A 19,415-nucleotide genomic window follows, 5' to 3' on the forward strand; every position below is an offset into this window, starting at 1 on the left:
ATTCAGGGTGTGTATCATATAAAGTGAAATTTTTATTGATAGGGGTTCTCCACATCTATTTTTTGATTCCTCGGAATTTTGAGGTGGAGGCTTATGGCACATGAATAGCGGAATAAAACATACTACATAGAGTGAAACTTCTGTAACTATTCAAATTTTTACTGTCTGTTAGCGTGGTATAAAACATGATTTTTTGTTTAGATTGATATAGAAAATATGAGATAGATAGGATGAGGAAATGAAAAATATTATTAAGGTCGAAGCAGTAGAAAAATATTTTGGGGACCAAGTTATTATTCCACCGCTTTCTTTAGATATTAAAGAAGGAGAGTTTGTAACAATTCTTGGTCCGAGTGGTTGTGGGAAAACAACGTTACTTCGTATGATTGCTGGCTTTGAGACACCAACAAAAGGTACGATTGCACTTGATGAAGAAAAGATTAATGACTTGCCTCCTTATAAACGTCATATGAATTTAGTATTCCAGCATTATGCGCTATTCCCGCATATGACCGTTGAGAAAAATATTCGTTTTGGACTGAAGATGCAAAAGGTTGCTGAAGCAGAACAAAAAGAGCGTGTTGAGGAAGCGATGCGTTTAACACAGTTAACAGAATTCCGTAATCGTAAGCCGGCTAAACTTTCTGGTGGGCAACAGCAGCGTGTGGCGATTGCGCGTGCAATTGTAAATAATCCTCGTGTGTTGTTATTAGATGAGCCACTAGGAGCGCTAGACTTTAAGCTTAGAAAAGATTTGCAACGTGAATTGAAAAACTTACAACGTAATCTTGGTATTACGTTCATTTATGTGACGCATGATCAAGAAGAAGCGATGAGCATGAGCGATCGCATCGTGGTTATGAACAAAGGTCACATTGAACAAATCGGAACACCAAAAGAAATTTATCATAAACCAAAAACGCTGTTCGTTGCAAAATTTATTGGGGAAAACAATATTATTCAAACAGGGGAAACTTATGTGGCAGTACGTCCAGAAAATGTAAAAGTACGTTCAGTGGAAGAGCAAGCTGTCCCTGGATACCACCTTGGTCATATTGAAGATATTGAATTTGTTGGAAATATGGAGAAATTATATATTCGCGATGAGAAGACGGCAGAACTATGGATGGCATATCAAAGTGCAGAAGAAGTAATGCAGTGGGACATTGGTGATAATGTATATGTAGGCTGGGAGCAAGCGGATGAGGTGACCTTAAATTGAAAAAAGGAAAATTACTTGCATTACCTACAGCTATTTGGTTGTGTGCCTTCTTCTTAGTCCCTCTCTTGTTTGTATTAGCTTTTGCATTTATGCAGCGCGGGGCGTATGGGACAGTTGAGATGAGCTTTACGTTAGAGAATATGAGACGTGTGTTTGATCCGCTCTATATGGAGACGTTATGGGAAACAGTGAAAATTGCGGTTATTACAACAGTACTTTGTTTATTGATTGGATATCCATTTGCTTATACGATAACAATTGTGGATCGTAAATGGCAATCTATTTTACTACTTCTTGCAACAATTCCGTTTTGGATTAACTTTTTAATACGTTCGTATGCTTGGATTATTATTTTACGTTCACAAGGACTTGTTAATACAGTATTGATGAAGTTAGGTGTTATTAGTGAACCTTTAAATTTATTATATAATACGCCATCTGTTATTTTAGGAATGGTATATTCACTATTACCGTTTATGATTTTACCTGTATATGCAGCAATTGCACAGCTTGATAAGAGAAAATTAGAAGCTGCATACGATCTAGGAGCCACACCGCTTAAAGCGTTTTGGCATGTAACAATTCCAATGACGATGTCAGGGATAGCGACGGGTTCGATTTTAGTATTTGTGTCATCTATTGGTATGTTCGTTGTATCAGATATCATGGGTGGTTCGAAAGTTGCATTAATCGGAAATGTTATTCAAAATCAGTTTTTAGGTGCACGTGATTGGCCGTTTGGATCAGCATTATCTATCATTGTTGTGTTATTCTCCGTTCTGTTAATTTATTTATATTATCGTGCTACGAAAGTATATAACTATGGAAACGGAGGGGAATAAACGAATATGAAAAAGTTTTTAGTCACCTATTCTTGGTTGATTTTATTGTTTCTTTATTTACCAATGATGGTACTCATGGTGTATTCGTTTAATGACTCGCGTATTAATGCGGAGTGGCAAGGCTTTACACTTCATTGGTATACAGATTTATTTCAAAAACAGGATGTACTGGATGCGTTTGTAAACAGTTTAACAATTGCTGTTGTTACGACAATTGTTTCTACGCTGCTTGGTGTTTTGTTTGCAGTTGCTCTGCATCGTTATAAATATCGTTTTGAAGGTGCAATTAACGGACTTGTATATTTACCAATTTTAATTCCAGATATTTTAATGGGATTATCACTTCTAATTTTGTTTAGTCAGCTTGGGATTGAACTTGGGAAAATGACAATTATTATTGCTCATATTACATTTAGTGTTTCATTTGTTGTTATTATTTTATCGGCACGACTTTCAGGTATGGGACGTGATTTAGAAGAAGCGGCGAATGATTTAGGTGCGACTCCGTGGCAAACGTTTCGTTATGTGACGCTACCAGGACTCACACCAGGTATTATTTCAGCGGCATTATTAACATTTACATTATCTATTGATGATTTCGTTATTAGCTTCTTCGTATCAGGACCAGGATCAACAACATTACCGCTGTATATTTACAGTATGGTAAAACATGGTGTAACGCCAGAAATCAATGCGCTTTCTACAATTTTGATTGTTGTGATTGTTGGATTAATGATTGCTTCTGAAATGTTCCGTAAAAAAGGTGCGGATGGAGAAGAAAATTCAGGAGGCCATTTGCCATTATAATAGATGAACGAATACAGGTTGCATCTATTAAGCTCAAATTCAGGAGGGAATGCAAATGAAATGGATGAAAGTAGCTGCCAGTACAGTACTTACTTTCGGAATTACCGCTGGAGTGTTAGCAGGATGCGGTGAAAAGAAAGAGGAATTAAATATTTACAGCTGGGCTGATAACTTTGATGAGCAAGTTATTAAAGACTTTGAAAAAAAGTATAACGTTAAAGTGAACTATGATAAGTATGCAAGTAATGAAGAAATGCTTGCGAAATTACAAGCAGGCGGTGCGCAGTATGATTTAATTCAACCGTCTGATTATATGGTAAAAACAATGGTAAACATGAATTTGTTAGAGCCGTTAGATAAAAAGAACATTCCGAATGTAGAAAATCTTGTTTCGAACTTTAAAACGCCTCCGTTTGATCCGGAAAATAAGTATTCCATTGTTTATACATGGGGCGTAACAGGAATTGCTTATAATAAAAAATATGTGAAAGAAACGCCAACAAGTTGGAGTGATCTTTGGGATGAAAAATATAAAGGTCACGTAGAGTTATTAAATGATTCTCGTGAAGTGCTTGGTATGGGACTTAAGAAAAATGGATTTTCAAATAGTACGCAAAATGATGCTGAATTAAAAACAGCTTTCACGGATATTCAAAAATTATTACCAAATGTATTAGCGTTTGATACAGATAATATTAAGCAAAATTTCATTACAGAAGAAGCATGGATTGGTACAGTATGGTCTGGAGATGCAGCGTTTATTGCAAAAGAGAATAAAGATGTTGGTTACGTAGTTCCAAAAGAAGGCGGAACAATTTGGGCAGATACATTAGCGATTCCAAAGGGTGCAAAACATAAAGAGCTTGCAGAGAAGTTTATTAACTACTTAATGGATCCAAAAGTCAGTGTGAAAAACTATGAATCCATTGGATATAGTAATCCAAATGAAAAAGCTCGTTCTCTTCATAGTAAAGAATATCAAGAGAATCGTATGATTTTCTTAACGCCAGAAGAGTTAAGTCGTACAGAATGGCTTGTCGATGTGGATGGGAAATTAAAAGATTATGATCGTTACTGGACAGAACTAAAGACAGGAAAAGGGAAATAATAAAAAAACGCGATTTCTTAGCGGAAATCGCGTTTTTTTATAGCAGGGGGAACTGAAGGTTGAAAAAGAAATTACATATGTATGAGATGATGTGCATCATACTTTTGCTTGGATTATTTAGTATCATTGCATGGAAAGTACGTTCAGGCGGAGTAACGATAGTTGATGAATATGTGAGAATGATGGTAAAGGGATTTCAAACAGAAGCATCGCTTTCATTTTTTCGTTATTTTACAAAACTCGGTTCTGAAATTGGAATTGTAAGTGTGCTAGTAGTAAGTCTTTTCTTTTTTTGGAAGAAGCGTTATTACGTAGCGATGGTAATATATCCTCTTTCTATTATTAGTACGAATCTTATTAATAAGCTTATCAAATCCATTGTAAAAAGAGATCGTCCAAATATAAATGAGGCGCTAGATGCACTTGGATATAGCTTTCCGAGTGGACATGCGATGTTAGTGATTGTTACGTATGGATTTCTTGCTTATATCATCGCAGCAAACGTAAAAAGTGCAGTAGCGAAATGCTTTGTAACGATATTGGCAATTGTAGTCATTGTCTTAATTGGACTAAGTCGCATCATTTTATCTGTACATTATCCGACTGATGTTTTAGCTGGTTATTGTATGGGTGGTATATTACTTATTATCACGATTTACTTACATCGCTTATTTTCAGCTCGTTTTCAAACGAATCAGGAACGTTAAAATAAGGCTATCCTTTTGGGTAAAAGGGTAGCTTTTTTTATCCCGCTATTCGCGTGCAGTAAGACCCCCACCTCAAGATTGAGAGAGAATCGAAGAAGCTAGATGGGGGATGAAAAAAGCCCCTACTGATGGAAGTTTCACTTTACGAGCTGGAGAATGGATATGATACACTAAGACATAGAATGGAGAAGAGGGATAGGTGATATTTGGTGAAAACAACTGTACATAAAGTAGATGCATGGGGAAAGGTTGGAGCGTTCTTATATCGATTTCGCTATACAACGATTGCTCTATTAGTATTGCTAGCTGTGACACTTGGCATATTTGCACCGAAGCTTCCAGGGGTATTAGGCGGGGATGGATTTCAAACGGAAGGCGATTATCAAACGACAAAAGGGATATTAGAGAAAGACTTTAAACAGTCACAAGATACGCTTCTGCTTGTCTTTCAAAAAGAACAAGGTGTGTCTCAGCAAAGATTTACAGAGAGAATTGATGAGATTGTAAAAAAAATTCAAAAAGAAGAAACATATGATTCTTTTCATCATCCTATAGAAAACAAAGCAATGTTACAGGATGATATTGCTTATGCAACCATTTTATTTTCCGGGAAAACAAGTAAAGAGCGGAAAGATAAAACATTAGCCTTTGCAAAGGAGATTCAAAAAGAAAGTAACGGGGAAGTAAAAGTGTCTCCAACTGGATATCCAGTCATTAATGATGAAATAAATACAAGAACACAAAATGATTTGAAAGTAGCAGAGATGATTGGTTTGCCGATTGCTTTTCTTGTATTATTGCTTTCTTTTGGTAGCTTGTTTGCATCTATTTTGCCTATTTTAAACGGAGCGCTAAGTGTTATTAGTACGATGGGGATTTTATATTTTATCGGAGAACAAAAGGAACTTTCTATTTTTGTACTAAACGTGGCGCCGATGATTGGGCTTGCTTTATCCATTGATTTTGCTCTTTTATTTGTTAATCGTTTTCGAGAAGAGCTTGCACATCGTTCTGTTAAAGAAGCAATTATAGTTACATATCAAACGGCTGGTCGTGCAATTATTTTCTCAGGTTTATGTGTATTTGTCGGTTTATCTGGTTTATTCTTTTTCAAAATTGATTATATTCAATCTGTCGCAATTAGTGGGATGATTGTTGTAGTAATGAGTATTTTATTTTCTTTAACGATGCTCCCAGCGTTGTTAGCATTAATGGGGAAACGTTTAATAGGAAAGAACCAAAATGTTCATCGCACAGCACCAATGTGGCGTAAATTTGCACAGTTTGTAATGAAGTATCCGATTGTGATGACAGTTGTTGTATTTACATTTATTATTATTTGTTTATTACCGCTGCGCAGTGCAGATTTACAGTTCCCTGGTGTAGAATCATTACCTGAGAAAAGTGAAGCGCGCATTGCCTATGAACGTTATGAAGACGCGTTTAATAAAATGGTAAAAACTCATGCAGATGTAACACTTGTTGTTGAGACAAAAGGAAATGTAACAGAAAAAGAAAATTTACAAACGTTGCAAAAGGTTGTGCAGAAGTTAAAGAATGATAAAAATGTATATGAAGTAAAGAGTCTATATGAGCAGCTTGGAAATATGTCTGCAGAACAACTGTCAGCAATGCTGCAATCGCCAAGTCGTGCGCAAGTAGAGCCAGTATTAGAGGCGTATGTGAAAGATAATAAGACAACAATTGAAATTGTTTTAGATACAAAGCCAAGAACAGAAGAGGCAAAGCAATGGGTGCGAGATTTTAAAGAAAACTATAAAACGGAAGGTATAACGTATTATTTAGGTGGAATGACAACATTTCAACAAGAACTAGAAGATGAGATTAAAAATAAAGTTGTTGTTGGTATGTCTGTTATTTTCGCTTCAACATTTCTGATTTTATTGCTAGCATTTCGTTCGTTGCTTATACCGATTAAAGCAATTGTGATGAATGTGCTTAGTTTAAGTGCGACAATTGGAATTGTCATTTGGCTCTTTGAAGGAGGCCATTTTGGATTAGAACAGAGCTCAGTATTATTTGTATTACCGATCTTTATTTTCGGGTTAGTATTTGGATTAAGTATGGACTATGAAGTATTTCTTATTTCACGTATTCATGAATTATACGAGGAGACAAGAGATAATGATTATGCAACATTAGAGGGATTAGTGTCAACGAGCCGAATTATTACATCAGCCGCACTAATTATGATTGTTGTTACAGGTGCATTTGCTTTTACTGATATTTTGCCAGTGAAACAAATGGGACTTGGCGTTGCGCTAGCGATATTTCTTGATGCAACAATTATTCGATTAATCCTTGTACCGAGTTTAATGAAAATGTTTGGTGAGTGGAACTGGTGGCTCCCATTTAGGAAGAAGAAACAGAAAGAAATGCATTGAAAAATAGCTCTCATCTTATATGGTGAGAGCTATTTGTATGAATAGCCCCCCACCCTTTTAGCGAATAGTATGAGATAAGGAAATTACATATAAGAGTGGGTGAAGACAATGTTTCGTTATTTTAAATTTAAATTGAATGATACTGTACAATTTGCAGAAAATGATGGGCATATGTATCGCATTGTCGGCTATCGGTTAGAAAAAGGTTTTTATCCAAAGGATGAATGGACACATATTATTTATGAACTACTGCGAGAGTTTGATGGGTACACACTAGATGCGGAAGAAGATGAGCTTGTGAAAGTTATTCAAGTAGAGGAGGAGTATTATAAAATTCATGATATAGGTGAATATCGTTATCCTGTTAAAATGAAAACACCGCGGAAAAAATGTAATCATGAAACGATAGATCAATTATTAGATGCTTATAATGATTACAAGAAACTAGCTGAATTTTTTAAGGACTTATCATATGAAAGAAAAGCCGAAGAAATGTTGCAGGAGATAAAAAAACTTCGTGCATAAAGTGAAACTTCCATCAGTGATGTTCTGATGGTTAGTTGAACCAATCGGGCTCTTACGGGCAGTTATTCTCGCTTATTTTCTTAGTTTTTACATAACATTGGAGTAGTAGCTTTACTGCACGTTAGAGCGGGATAAAGTGAAACTTCCATCAGTGGGGAAGTTTCACTTGCCGGATCCGGGCTATTAAGGACAGTTCATTAGTTGTTGAACTGTCTTTTTAACTATGCGTTAGTAGGGATTTTCCGTTACAATAAGAGGATTAATAGAAATAAGGTGATTATATGAAAGTAAAGAAAATGGGAGAATGGTGTGAGATTACGGTTCCTTCTGTATGGGAGGGACGAACGATTGATTCTATTTTGAAAGAAGAATGGCAAGTTCCGAAAAAATTATTACATCACTATCGTATGGAAAAAAGCATTCTTGTTAATGGAGAAGGAAAACGCTGGAGTGAACAACTGCAAGAAGGAGATAAATTGCAAGTTCATATGTTCATGCAAGAGGAGTATGACGTGGAACCAGAGTTTTATGATATAGAAATCATATATGAAGATGATCATGTATTGATTGTTAACAAGCCAATACAAGTAGATACGCATCCTGCAAGTAAAGGCGGGACAGGGACATTAGCAAACTATGTAGCATTTCATTTGCAAATGCAAGGAATTGAAACAAAGGTACGTCACATTCACCGGCTAGATAAGGATACAACAGGCGGGGTCGTCTTTGCAAAGCATGCATTAGCTGGTGTGATTATGGATCGATTATTGATGGAACGCAAAATTAAGAGAACATATATGGCACTTGTTGAAGGGAAAGTACAAAAGAAGCGGGGCACAATCAATGCTGCAATTGGACGAGATCGTCACCATGCATCGAGGCGCCGTGTTTCTCCAAAAGGTGACCGTGCTGTAACGCATTATGAGGTCGTGCAATATTCAAAAGAGAGCAATGTAACACTCGTTAAAGTTCAATTAGAAACGGGAAGAACACATCAAATACGTGTTCATATGAGTTATCTCGGTCATCCACTGGTCGGCGATGTATTGTATGGAGGTAAGACAAAGCTACTTTCTCGCCAAGCATTACATGCTGCTCACATTTCAATGTTACATCCGATTACAAAACGTCAAATTGACGTAGATATACCTCTTCCTCATGACTTTTCTCATATATTACATTCTTATATGTATACAAAATAAATAGAGCCTTTTTAGAAGGCTCTATTTATTCCGCTATTTGCAGGCAGTAATCCTAAAACTCCAAATTCAGCAGAAAGCAAAGAAGTTAGATAGGAGATAAACTGCTAATTGGTTGAACAAATAATCAGTGGGGAGAACCCCCACTGATTATTTGTTTCATTTTATGCTTACTTTGAAATAAATTCCTGTGTCCAGTAGTTGCCGTTTTCCACATAGCCAACACCGATATGTGTGTATCCGCTATTTAAAATATTTGCACGGTGACCTGCACTATTCATCCAAGCTTGTACAACTTCTTCTGGAGTTTGTTGTCCCTGTGCAATATTTTCACCAGCAGATCTGTATGAAATACCAAACTGTTTCATCATATCAAACGGAGAACCGTATGTTGGGCTAGTGTGGTCGAAGTAATGATTTTTTTGCATATCTTCTGATTTAATACGTGCCACTTTGCTTAACTCAGTGTCTACTTTTAATGCTGGTAAACCTTGTTTTGCACGTTCAGCATTTGTTAAATCAACAACTTTTTGTTCAAATGCGCTTAATGAACCTTTTGAGTCTTCAGCTGGTTTATCAGCAGGCTTATTAGCTTGGTTGTTATCAGCTGGTTTATCAGCAGGTTTAGTTGCTTGGTTGTTATCAGCTGGTTTATCAACAGGCTTCTCAGCAGGCTTCTCAGCAGGCTTCTCAACAGGCTTCTCAACAGGCTTCTCAGCAGGCTTCTCAGCTGGTTTATCAGCAGGCTTATTAGCTTGGTTGTTATCAGCTGGTTTATCAGCAGGTGTATTTGTTTCGTTGTTATTAATTGGGTTTGTAATTACAACATCTCCCCAAGGAGTTGTAATAGTTACGTTAGTTGGTTGTCCAGGAATTACACAGTTACCTGGTTGAAAAGCACCTGGATTCCATTTTGCATATGAGTTTAAAAGAGATGTTAAGAAAGATTGGAAGTCTTGTTGATTCATATGTTGCATGAAAAATGGAGATTGCGAAATATTTTGAACTTTAATTGGTGATGGTTGCACTGTTTCTGCTTTCGCACCATTTGTTCCTAATCCAAATGTAAGAGCAGTTGCTGCTGCTACAGATAGTAAAACACGTTTTTTCATTATAATTGTCCCCCTATGTAAAAGTTTATGAAACTGTTATCACACAGATTTTATTTTTGTCGGCCTGTTTGACTGACAAATTCATCGTAGCACAGATTTTGTCGAAAAAAGGTTGGAAAAAAATTCATAGGTTATGAGATTTCCTTTTTTATCCTAGATTTTAGAGAAAGAACAAATGCCGAAATACTAGATGGTATAAGGAATAGACAGTATTTTTTCTGAGGAGAAATAAAAGATAAATTGGATATAACTTCCGGTGAAGAGGAAGAGAAAAGGGATAACATCAGCATTTATAGAGGAGTAACGAGGAATATTATGGATGCTTTTTTACGTAATTGTAATCTTTTTGTCGTTCTTTTTTACGATACAGTAACATACTTTTAATGTTGTAGACGATAAAAAAGACGGGCGTATCTTTAATAGAGAAAGGTACGTCCGTCTTTCATTTAAAATTATCGTTCTTTTTGTGTTACTGCTTCAAGTAATAAGTCTACAATATGAACTCCTTGCATTTTATGAGAAAGACCCTCACGTTCAATACCAAGTTTCATTTGTAATAAACAGCCAGGATTTGCTGTTACAATTGTTGTTGCTTCGGTTTCATGAACTCGTTCCATTTTGTAGTCTAAAAACTCCATTGATAGTTCAGAATGTACAATATTATAAATACCAGCTGAACCACAGCAACGATCGGCATCTTTCATTTCTTTATAAGTTACGCCTTGAATCGCTTGTAATAGCTTGCGAGGTTCAGAAGATGTACGCATCACGTTTCGTAAATGACAAGAATCTTGATACGTAATGACTTGCGGTGGCAGACGTAAGTCGGTGCGTTTATGAAAATCTAATTCTACTAATATAGAAGAAATATCTTTAATGTTCGCAACAAATTGTTTTGCACGGTCTGCCCATTCTGGATCATCTTTTAATAAATAGTCGTAATCAACTAAATAGGCTCCGCAGCCACCAGCATTTGTAATAATATAATCAATTTTTAAGTCTTCAAATGCTTGAATGTTTTTCTTCGCAAGCTCTTTTGCACCGCTCTTTTCACCAGCATGGCCGTGCAGGGCCCCGCAGCAATTTTGATCTTTTGGAATGACGACATCACAACCTGCAATTTGCAATAGTTTCATTGTCGCATTATTTGTTTCTAAGAACATTGTATCCATTAAACAGCCAGTAAAGAAAGCAACACGTTTTTTCGTTATTGCTTTTGCTGGTAAAAATTCAGGCCGATTTTTCATTTCTTTCATTTTTGGTACTTTTGGAAGAACGAGATCCATTGTTGCTAATGTTTGAGGGAATAACTTCATAATCCCTGTTTTATGTGTGAATGTTTGTAAGCCGGAACGCTGATAAAACCCAATCAGTCCTGTTAATGTCCGCATACGATTTTGATGAGGGAATAACCCTTCAAAGACAATTTTACGAACAGCTTTGACTGGGATAGAGAATGTTTTGTTTTGATTTATAATATCACGTGCTTCTTCTAATAAATGTCCATAATTAACGCCCGATGGACAAACGGGTTCACAAGCGCGGCAGCCAAGACAAACATTTAGCGTGTTTTCTATGTCTTCATCTGGTTCAATTAAGCCATCAACGACTGCTTTCATTAACGCAATGCGTCCGCGCGGAGAGTGTGATTCTTGAAACCCAGATTGAATGTAGGTTGGACATGTTGGTAAACAAAAGCCGCAGCGCATACAGTTCAGCAGTTCATCTTCATTTAAACGTTCTTTAAATTCTTTTTGAATTTGTTCTGTATTTAATGTAGTCATTGCTGAGCCACCACTCTTTTACGAGAGTCTTTTGCAAATATTTTACCAGGATTCATAATATTGTTTGGATCAAATGCTTGCTTAATAGCTTTCATCGCAGCAATGCCTTCTTTACCAAGCTTTAGCTCCAAGTAAGGAGCCTTCATCGCACCAACGCCATGTTCACCTGTAATGGTGCCGCCAAGTTCAATCGCTTTTGCGAAGATCTCTGCAAAGGCTTGTTCCGCACGGTGCATTTCTTCTTCATTACGAGCATCTGTCATACAAGTAGGGTGGAGGTTACCGTCACCAGCATGACCAAATGTACAAATGGGAATGTTATATTTTTTTGCAATTTCATTAATTGCTTCGACCATCGGTGCAATTTGCGAACGAGGCACTGTTGCATCTTCTAAAATTGTTGTTGGTTTTAATCGTGCTAATGCAGATAGCGCACTGCGGCGTGCTGTGCGAAGTGCATCTGCTTCTATTTCATCTTTTGCAACGCGAACATCAACAGCATGAAGAGAACGGCAAATGTTTGCCATCTTTTCAATATCACGGTTTACTACTTCCGGAGAACCATCTTGTTCAATGAGCAGAACGGCTTTTACATCTGTTGGTAAGCCGATTTGAGCAAATTCTTCTACGACTTCAATGGTCGGTTGATCTAAAAATTCTAATGTTGCGGGAATAATTTTGTTTGCAATAATCGCAGAAACAGCACGTGCAGCTTCATTAATATCTTGATATAAAGCTAGCATTGTTTTTTTCGTTTCTGGCATTGGGACAAGTTTTAAAATTGCTTCTGTTACGACGCCAAGTGTTCCTTCAGATCCAATAAATAAACGTGTTAAATCATAGCCAGCTACATCTTTTGCTAATTTTCCACCTGTGCGAATAATATCACCATTTGGTAGAACTGTTTCAAGTCCCATAACATAATCACGCGTTACCCCGTATTTTAAACCGCGTAAACCACCAGAATTTTCATTAATGTTTCCCCCGATTGTTGAAATTTTCATCGAGCTTGGATCTGGTGGATAAAATAATCCTTTTTCCTCAGCAGCTTTAATAATATCTAATGTAATGACACCAGCTTGCACTGTAATTGTTAAATTTTCTTCATCAATTTCTAAAATGCGATTCATATGGCGGAAAATAAGGACGATTCCACCTTCTAGCGGACAAGTTCCTGCGCAAAGATTCGTTCCAGAGCCGCGTACGTATACAGGAATCTTATGTTCGTTACATATTTTTAAAACTTCTGCTACTTCTTGCGTATTACGAGGTGCGACAACGGCATCTGGCATTGCCTGAAAGTTTGGAGTCGCATCGTAACTATACGTTAAACGTCCCGTGTTAGACGTATCTACATTCTCTTTACCAACAATGGATACGAGTGCATCAACAATTTGTTGTTTTAACATACTGAAAATCCCCCTCAAACTGTTATGCAAAGTTTTTTCGAATACAAACTTTGTCATAGTGTTTTTCTATTTTTATGATAAAAAAAAGCGGGGGCTCCCGCTATGTGTGAATAAACAAATATTATCCTATTTTCCCTTCTTTTTTTGGATGATTATCTAATAAGAGTAGGGCGAAATATAAAATGACTAAATCCTTTATTTGCTTTGGATCTAATTCGGTGTGTTCTTCAATTTTTTTTAAGCGGTAATGCAATGTATTGATATGAATATGAAGTATTTCCGCTGTTTGTTTATACGATTGATTGTTTTCGATAAATAAACGCAATGTTTCAAGCAATTCAGTTTCTGTATGAAGTTTATGAATGGTGCGTTGTAAAAATGCTTCACGCGTACGGGGAGTAATATCCTGAAGACACATTTCTAAGCGCAAATCTTCATTAAAAACAATGTCTGTCGTTTTTTGAGAAACAGTAAGTGCTCGGAGTGCTTGTTCATAAGAGTGGTGCATCTCACTTGGTGCAACTGCTTGTCCAATACCGATGCTTAATATAATAGGAAATAATGTTTCACATTCATATTTTAATCGCTTTAAAAATTGAAATGTTTCTTTTTTTGTTTTAGACGACTGAAATAAAATAAAGCGGTCGTTGCCCCAGCGTACAAACAAGTCTTGTTTTGGTAAAAGGTTGCGTATATGTTGCCAAATTTTCCGCTGGAGCATCGAATCATCTTGATTATATGAAAGTAAAATGAGTTGTTGCTTTTTTTGTAAATCAATTCCAAGGGTTTTGGCGCGGTCTAAGAAGCTAGAGGACCAATCAGTACCTTGGAGCCAATCAAATACGAATGCTTCGTATGAGCGCTGTTCAAGCTCTAATTGTTCTACAAAATAGTTTTCGTGAATTAATAGCTCAGTCATTTTCCGTAATATTTCTCCGTACTGTGAAATATTTTCAGGATCTCCTGTAATTCCAATTACACCAATCACTTCATCGTGAAAGAGGAGAGGGAGGTTGATGCCTGCTTTTACGCCGCATAAGCTCTGTTCATCTTCATTTGTAATAATTACCGTCCTTTTTTGCTCCGCACAGCGAAGAGCTCCTTCGTGAAAGCTTCCAAGCCTTTCCTGGTCTGTACTTGCGATAATTGTTCCGTTTATGTCAATAATGATAATATTTTCGGTAATGAGTCTTCGTACTTCACGGACAATTTTATTTGCTAGATCGGGAAATAGCATACTTTTAACACCCACTATTTTTAAATTTGTTTTACCATTATATAGTGATTATGATAAAGAAAAAAGATTTCACACTTTCCTCACAATTATTTGCTATTTTACAAGTATATCGAAACTGTCCATAATGGAGGTAATCTTTTGAAAAAGTGGTTTATTTCACTTTGTATCGTACTATTACTTACAGGGTGTAAGGGAGGGGCTTATCAGTCTATTGATCCAAAAAGGGATCTTCTCATTACGACAAATATAAAAGAAGGAAGTATTAGCTTTATTGATACTGATACGAAAAAAACAATTACAACGTGGCATTTAAATGAACCTATTATGGGAACAACGTTGTTACCAGACGGGAATCGTTTGCTTGTGTATGGTAAGCAACTAGATTATATATATGTGTATTCTTTAAAAGATGGAAAGCAGCTTGAGAAATGGAATACAGGAAAAGGAATAGCAAACATCTTATTATCTGAAAATGGAAAAGAATTGTTCCTAGCGGATCAAAATCAGCAAAAAATTCGTATTTTCACAACCGATGGAAAAGAAAAAGAAAGTATTTCGGTGGGGAAAGGCCCGCTTACCATGGTGCAACATAATAAGATGTTATATGTTCTCAATTTTTATGATACGAAATTGTCTAGCATTGATGTGAAACAAAAAAAGGTTGTGAACTCTTTTATGATTCCGCCGGCTTCAACTGGTGCGGTTCTTAGCAAAGATGGAAAGGACATCTTTATTGGTGGACACGGTGACGGTAAACAAGTAAATGAAAAAGTACTTGAGTATTCTCTCGAAGATGGCGAAATGCTTCAATCGTTAGATGCACCATTTATGCCAATTAACTTGTCTGCAGATCAACAATTTATTTATGTACTTAGCCACGGATCTAGCACGCTGAGAAAGTTCGATGGAAAAACGTATAAAGAAGTAGATTCTCTTGAAGTAGGGTCGAATCCATTTGCATTTTGGCAAATCGGCAATGAAGGGTATGTTGCGAGCTATGATAGTGATGAAGTGTACGTTGTAGATTTAAACGAAATGAAAATAAAACAGACGATTTCGGTTGGTAAAGGGCCATTTCAATTTGTGCAAAGAGTAGGGGAGAAGAAATGAGTAAGTATAAAGTATTACTTGTTGATGATGAAAGTGATATGAGGCAGCTTGTTGGTATGTATTTAGATAACTTTGGTTATGAGTGGAAAGAAGCCCAGAATGGAAAACAGGCACTGCACATACTGGAAACAGAAGACTTTGATTTTGTTATTTTAGATATCATGATGCCAGAAATGGATGGGATTGCGGTATGTAAAGAAATCCGAAAAACATCAGATATTCCAATTATCTTTTTGACAGCAAAAGGGGAAGAGTGGAATCGTGTAAATGGACTGCGGACGGGGGCAGATGATTATATTGTGAAACCATTTAGCCCAGGAGAGTTAATTGCACGTATGGAAGCGGTATTAAGGAGATATACGAAATATGAAGAGCAAGAAGAGATGGAATTTGGACCGATTGTAGTTAATGAAAAAAGTCGCCGCGTTGAAATAGAAAATGAGAGTATTTCATTAACTGTTAAAGAATTTGATTTACTTTATTTTCTTTGTCAACATAATGGCCAAGTATTTAGCCGAGAGCAATTGCTTGAAAAAGTTTGGGGCTATGATTACGCTGGCAGCACTCGAACAGTTGATACACATGTGAAAACAATGCGCTTAAAGCTTAAAGAACAGGGGAATTGTATTCAAACTGTTTGGGGCGTAGGCTATAAATTTGAGGTGTAAGATGCTTACGATGGTACAAAAGTTATGGCTTACAGTTGCATGTGCTGTGTGTGTAACAGTTTCGTTTTTATATTTTGTCTCGCTGTATTCGTATGAGAAATTATATGTTCAAAATATTGAAGAGACATTAAAAGCAGAGGGAAATCGTCTTGTGGCGCAATATAGAGCAGATGAGCCCGTAGATGTATTTGAAGAAAAGGTAAAATCATTCGATAAAATTGCGAGCGCAGATGTACTGTTTGTTAGCAATCCGCGTGATTTAAGTGCATGTCTTCCATTTGATGTTCATTACAATTCAATTATTAGTGAGAATGACCGACAAACATTACTAGAAGGAAATACGATTACGAAGATTGGGTATGAAGAACACTTTCATCGTAACATTATGGGTGTCGTTATTCCTGTGTTAGACAATAAAAAGCTAGTTGGCATTGTATATTCTTATCTTCCTTTAAAGAGCATTAAAGATTTAATTTATGAAATGGGACTCATTTTAGCTCCTCTTGCCCTTGTAATGATTGTGCTAACTGTATGGATTGGACGAAAGATTGTCATTACAATTACAAAGCCGCTTTCACAAATGGAACGGGTCGCACATCATATGGCAAAAGGAGATTTTTCGCAGCGGATTACGATTTCATCAGAAGATGAAATTGGAAAACTTGGCAAAGCGTTCAATAAGATGGCAAGTTCATTAGAAGAAGAGGATGTGCAGCGAAAAGAATTTTTAGCAAATGTGTCACATGAGCTTCGAACTCCGCTTAGTTATATTAAAGGATATAGTGAAGCGATTATTGATGGAGTAGCAAAAGGAGAGCAGCAATTAAAATTCACCCAGCTTGTTCATAAAGAAGCAGGGCGCATGCAACGGCTTGTTCATGACTTGCTGGATTTAGCACAGCTTGAAGGAGAGCGTTTTCCTCTTAAAAAGCAGCCTATTGTATTTGCGCAGTTAATTGAAGATGTACTAGAGACGTATGAATTACAAGTGATTGAAAAACAAATTGTACTGCATACAACTCTTGATCCAGATATTATTGTCAATATTGATGAAGATAGGATGCAACAAGTGCTTCATAATGTATTAGATAATGCTATTCGCTATACAGGTGAAAAAGGTGCTATTTATGTGCAAGTAGAACAACAGGCAGGGCAATGTAAATTGCAAATCATAGATACCGGGATTGGCATTGGTCCGGAACATCTTGAAAAACTGGGTGAACGTTTTTACCGAGTCGATAAAGCAAGAAGCCGCCATAATGGTGGAACGGGACTAGGACTTGCGATTGTAAAACAAATTGTGCACATTCACGGCGGAACGTGGCATATTGAAAGTGAAGAAGGCAGAGGAACGAAAATTTCGATTTATTTACCAATTATCTCTTCGGAATAAATTTTTGTCCATTTTATGAACAAAATGTTTGTACTTCTGTGTATTTAGTTCTAAAATAGATATGGATGCTATTTTCTATATAAAGTGAAACTTACAGCAGTGGGGAGACGGTTTATCTTCCTGCCGATGGTTAGTTGAACGAATCCGGCGCATGCTAGCAGTTATCTCTCGCCTATCTTCTTTGACTTCTCAGAATCTTGAGGTGGGAGTCCTACTGCCCGTTAGCGCAGGATAAATTGTTGTCATTGTTGTTTGGATGATACTGGGGTGATACAACTGGAATACAAATCTATTAAGCCGAAAAAAATTTACGAAGAAGTATCGGAAGCCATTTTAGCAATGATTAAAAATGGTACACTAAAGCCTGGTGACAAACTTCTTCCTGTTCATCAATTGGCAGAGCAGTTTCAAGTTGGCAGATCTGCTGTGCGCGAAGCGTTAAGTGCCTTGCGAGCAATGGGCTTAATTGAGATGAAACAAGGGGAAGGCACGTATGTGAAGAATTTCGATCCATCTTCTTTAACAGCGTCATTAAATACAACTCTATTAATGAAACAAGAGGATATTGTGAATTTATTGGAAGTACGGAAAGTGCTTGAAGTAGGAGCGGCTCGTGCGGCGGCAGTAAAACGTACAGAAGAAAATTTACACAATATGCAGCATTGGTTAGATGAGATGCAAAAAAGCGTAGGAGATGAAAATGCTGGTGAAAAAGCAGATTTTCATTTCCATATGGCAATTGCAGAAGCTTCACACAACAATATTTTGTTAGAATTGATGAACCATGTTTCTGAAATGATCGCTGAAGCAATTGGTGAAACAAGACGAATTATTTTATATGGTGAACAAACAACAGCAGAAAGACTTCTAGAAGAGCATCGGAAAATTTATGAAGCAGTGTTAGAGAATGATATTGAAGCAGCGCAGCAAGCGATGCAAGATCACCTAACGAATGTGGAATGTATGGTCACAGGCATCGAGAAAACAAATTCGTAATATTATACTTTCAAAATTTTATTTTTTTGATAAAATAGAGAAAGAATAAGTAAGCGTTTTCTAAATAGAAGAAAGAATGAACATGAGCAGTTTATGTTTCGCTTCTTTCTTTTTACTAAGTCATCTGATGACCATATGATTGTTGGCTGAGTTGAAATGAGGGGGAACTATAATATGAAAGTTACATTATTTGTTACATGCTTAGTCGATATGTTTGAAACAAATGTCGGCAAAGCAACGGTTGAAATTTTAGAGCGATTAGGTTGTGAAATTGAATTTCCAGAAGCGCAAGTTTGTTGTGGACAACCAGCTTACAATAGCGGCCACGTAGAAGCAGCAAAAGAAGCAATGAAGCATATGATTAGCACATTTGAAAACGCTGAGTATATCGTTACACCTTCTGGTTCTTGTGCGACAATGTTTCACGAGTATCCACACGTATTTAAAGATGATCCAGAATGGGGACCACGTGCGAAAAAAGTAGCTGAAAAAACATATGAACTGACACAATTTATTGTTGATGTGTTAAAAGTTACTGACGTTGGTGCCCGCTTGGATGGCGTAGCAACGGTTCATAAATCTTGTCATATGACACGTTTACTAGGAGTAAAAGAAGCTCCAGGCATTTTACTATCAAATGTGAAAGGTCTAGAAGTGAAAGAACTACCAAATGTACAAAATTGTTGCGGTTTTGGGGGAACGTTCTCAGTAAAAATGACACCAATTTCTGAGCAAATGGTAGATGAAAAAGTCGACAGTGTCATGGAAACTGGAGCAGATTATTTAATTGGAGCAGACTGTGGGTGTTTGTTAAACATTGGCGGGCGTATCGAGCGTTTAGGAAAAAATGTAAAAGTGATGCATATTGCTGAAGTATTGAATAGCCGCTGA

17 protein-coding genes are annotated in these 19,415 nt (G+C 36.8%); 13 read left to right on the top strand and 4 right to left on the bottom strand.

Annotated features, from left to right (window positions below):
• The first annotated feature begins 238 nt into the window (after nt 1-238).
• From NKR74_RS06350 to NKR74_RS06385, 8 genes are all read left to right on the top strand, one after another.
• Nucleotides 239-1,222 (top strand): ABC transporter ATP-binding protein, encoded by a 984-nt coding sequence (locus NKR74_RS06350; protein ID WP_253629019.1) that lies wholly within the window; start codon nt 239-241, stop codon nt 1,220-1,222.
• Entirely contained in the window at nt 1,219-2,064 is an 846-nt protein-coding gene (locus NKR74_RS06355; protein ID WP_098310929.1) for an ABC transporter permease, read from the top strand. Before NKR74_RS06350 ends, NKR74_RS06355 begins: the two co-directional genes overlap by 4 nt.
• Before the next feature lie 6 nt (nt 2,065-2,070).
• Complete coding sequence (locus NKR74_RS06360; protein ID WP_098310928.1) at nt 2,071-2,871, top strand: ABC transporter permease; 801 nt, start codon at nt 2,071-2,073, stop codon at nt 2,869-2,871.
• Between the two features lie 55 nt (nt 2,872-2,926).
• Complete coding sequence (locus tag NKR74_RS06365) at nt 2,927-3,979, top strand: polyamine ABC transporter substrate-binding protein (protein ID WP_098310927.1); 1,053 nt, start codon at nt 2,927-2,929, stop codon at nt 3,977-3,979.
• Between the two features lie 59 nt (nt 3,980-4,038).
• Entirely contained in the window at nt 4,039-4,686 is a 648-nt protein-coding gene (locus tag NKR74_RS06370) for a phosphatase PAP2 family protein (RefSeq protein WP_253629020.1), read from the top strand.
• Nucleotides 4,687-4,895: 209 nt separating this feature from the next.
• Nucleotides 4,896-7,091 (top strand): MMPL family transporter, encoded by a 2,196-nt coding sequence (locus NKR74_RS06375; protein WP_253629021.1) that lies wholly within the window; start codon nt 4,896-4,898, stop codon nt 7,089-7,091.
• A 108-nt stretch (nt 7,092-7,199) separates the two neighbouring features.
• Nucleotides 7,200-7,616: a histidinol dehydrogenase gene (locus NKR74_RS06380; RefSeq protein WP_098310924.1), complete on the top strand. Its 417-nt coding sequence runs from the start codon at nt 7,200-7,202 to the stop codon at nt 7,614-7,616.
• A 281-nt stretch (nt 7,617-7,897) separates the two neighbouring features.
• The gene (locus NKR74_RS06385) at nt 7,898-8,818 is read left to right on the top strand and encodes an RluA family pseudouridine synthase (RefSeq protein ID WP_253629022.1); all 921 of its coding nucleotides are present in this window, start codon (nt 7,898-7,900) and stop codon (nt 8,816-8,818) included.
• A gap of 167 nt (nt 8,819-8,985) precedes the next feature.
• Here the strand turns inward: NKR74_RS06385 and NKR74_RS06390 are convergent, their stop codons facing one another.
• From NKR74_RS06390 to NKR74_RS06405, 4 genes are all read right to left on the bottom strand, one after another.
• Entirely contained in the window at nt 8,986-9,927 is a 942-nt protein-coding gene (locus NKR74_RS06390) for a CAP domain-containing protein (protein ID WP_253629023.1), read from the bottom strand.
• A 452-nt stretch (nt 9,928-10,379) separates the two neighbouring features.
• Complete coding sequence (locus tag NKR74_RS06395) at nt 10,380-11,711, bottom strand: (Fe-S)-binding protein (RefSeq protein ID WP_253629024.1); 1,332 nt, start codon at nt 11,709-11,711, stop codon at nt 10,380-10,382.
• Nucleotides 11,708-13,120, bottom strand: coding sequence for a glycolate oxidase subunit GlcD (gene glcD, locus NKR74_RS06400; protein WP_253629025.1), 1,413 nt, complete (start codon nt 13,118-13,120; stop codon nt 11,708-11,710). The genes NKR74_RS06395 and glcD overlap by 4 nt, the downstream gene beginning before the upstream one ends.
• A 121-nt stretch (nt 13,121-13,241) precedes the next feature.
• A complete protein-coding gene (locus NKR74_RS06405) occupies nt 13,242-14,357 on the bottom strand; it encodes a CdaR family transcriptional regulator (RefSeq protein ID WP_253629026.1) in 1,116 nt (371 codons plus the stop codon).
• A 138-nt stretch (nt 14,358-14,495) separates the two neighbouring features.
• On the opposite strand from NKR74_RS06405, the gene NKR74_RS06410 reads away from it, so the two are divergent.
• From NKR74_RS06410 to NKR74_RS06430, 5 genes are all read left to right on the top strand, one after another.
• Nucleotides 14,496-15,467, top strand: a complete 972-nt coding sequence (locus NKR74_RS06410) for a YncE family protein (protein ID WP_253629027.1) — start codon at nt 14,496-14,498, stop codon at nt 15,465-15,467.
• A complete protein-coding gene (locus NKR74_RS06415) occupies nt 15,464-16,135 on the top strand; it encodes a response regulator transcription factor (RefSeq protein WP_098310917.1) in 672 nt (223 codons plus the stop codon). The genes NKR74_RS06410 and NKR74_RS06415 overlap by 4 nt, the downstream gene beginning before the upstream one ends.
• A gap of 1 nt (nt 16,136) precedes the next feature.
• On the top strand, nt 16,137-17,528 hold the full coding sequence (locus NKR74_RS06420) for a sensor histidine kinase (RefSeq protein WP_253629028.1): 1,392 nt from the start codon (nt 16,137-16,139) through the stop codon (nt 17,526-17,528).
• A gap of 306 nt (nt 17,529-17,834) precedes the next feature.
• On the top strand, nt 17,835-18,524 hold the full coding sequence (locus tag NKR74_RS06425; RefSeq protein WP_255258176.1) for a FadR/GntR family transcriptional regulator: 690 nt from the start codon (nt 17,835-17,837) through the stop codon (nt 18,522-18,524).
• Nucleotides 18,525-18,698: 174 nt separating this feature from the next.
• Nucleotides 18,699-19,415 carry a (Fe-S)-binding protein gene (locus NKR74_RS06430; RefSeq protein WP_098310914.1) on the top strand — a complete coding sequence of 239 codons (717 nt, stop codon included), beginning with the start codon at nt 18,699-18,701 and terminating at the stop codon, nt 19,413-19,415.

This window comes from Bacillus sp. 3103sda1, from assembly GCF_024159135.1.
Lineage (GTDB): Bacteria > Bacillota > Bacilli > Bacillales > Bacillaceae_G > Bacillus_A > Bacillus_A rhizoplanae.

Excerpts from the sequence above, each read along its gene's own strand:
- NKR74_RS06350 (WP_253629019.1), top strand. The coding sequence starts at position 239 with ATGAAAAATATTATTAAGGTCGAAGCAGTAGAAAAATATTTTGGGGAC.
- NKR74_RS06360 (WP_098310928.1), top strand. The coding sequence starts at position 2,071 with ATGAAAAAGTTTTTAGTCACCTATTCTTGGTTGATTTTATTGTTTCTT.
- NKR74_RS06365 (WP_098310927.1), top strand. The coding sequence starts at position 2,927 with ATGAAATGGATGAAAGTAGCTGCCAGTACAGTACTTACTTTCGGAATT.
- NKR74_RS06380 (WP_098310924.1), top strand. The coding sequence starts at position 7,200 with ATGTTTCGTTATTTTAAATTTAAATTGAATGATACTGTACAATTTGCA.
- NKR74_RS06385 (WP_253629022.1), top strand. The coding sequence starts at position 7,898 with ATGAAAGTAAAGAAAATGGGAGAATGGTGTGAGATTACGGTTCCTTCT.
- NKR74_RS06390 (WP_253629023.1), bottom strand. The coding sequence starts at position 9,927 with ATGAAAAAACGTGTTTTACTATCTGTAGCAGCAGCAACTGCTCTTACA.
- NKR74_RS06395 (WP_253629024.1), bottom strand. The coding sequence starts at position 11,711 with ATGACTACATTAAATACAGAACAAATTCAAAAAGAATTTAAAGAACGT.
- glcD (WP_253629025.1), bottom strand. The coding sequence starts at position 13,120 with ATGTTAAAACAACAAATTGTTGATGCACTCGTATCCATTGTTGGTAAA.
- NKR74_RS06405 (WP_253629026.1), bottom strand. The coding sequence starts at position 14,357 with ATGCTATTTCCCGATCTAGCAAATAAAATTGTCCGTGAAGTACGAAGA.
- NKR74_RS06415 (WP_098310917.1), top strand. The coding sequence starts at position 15,464 with ATGAGTAAGTATAAAGTATTACTTGTTGATGATGAAAGTGATATGAGG.
- NKR74_RS06420 (WP_253629028.1), top strand. The coding sequence starts at position 16,137 with ATGCTTACGATGGTACAAAAGTTATGGCTTACAGTTGCATGTGCTGTG.
- NKR74_RS06430 (WP_098310914.1), top strand. The coding sequence starts at position 18,699 with ATGAAAGTTACATTATTTGTTACATGCTTAGTCGATATGTTTGAAACA.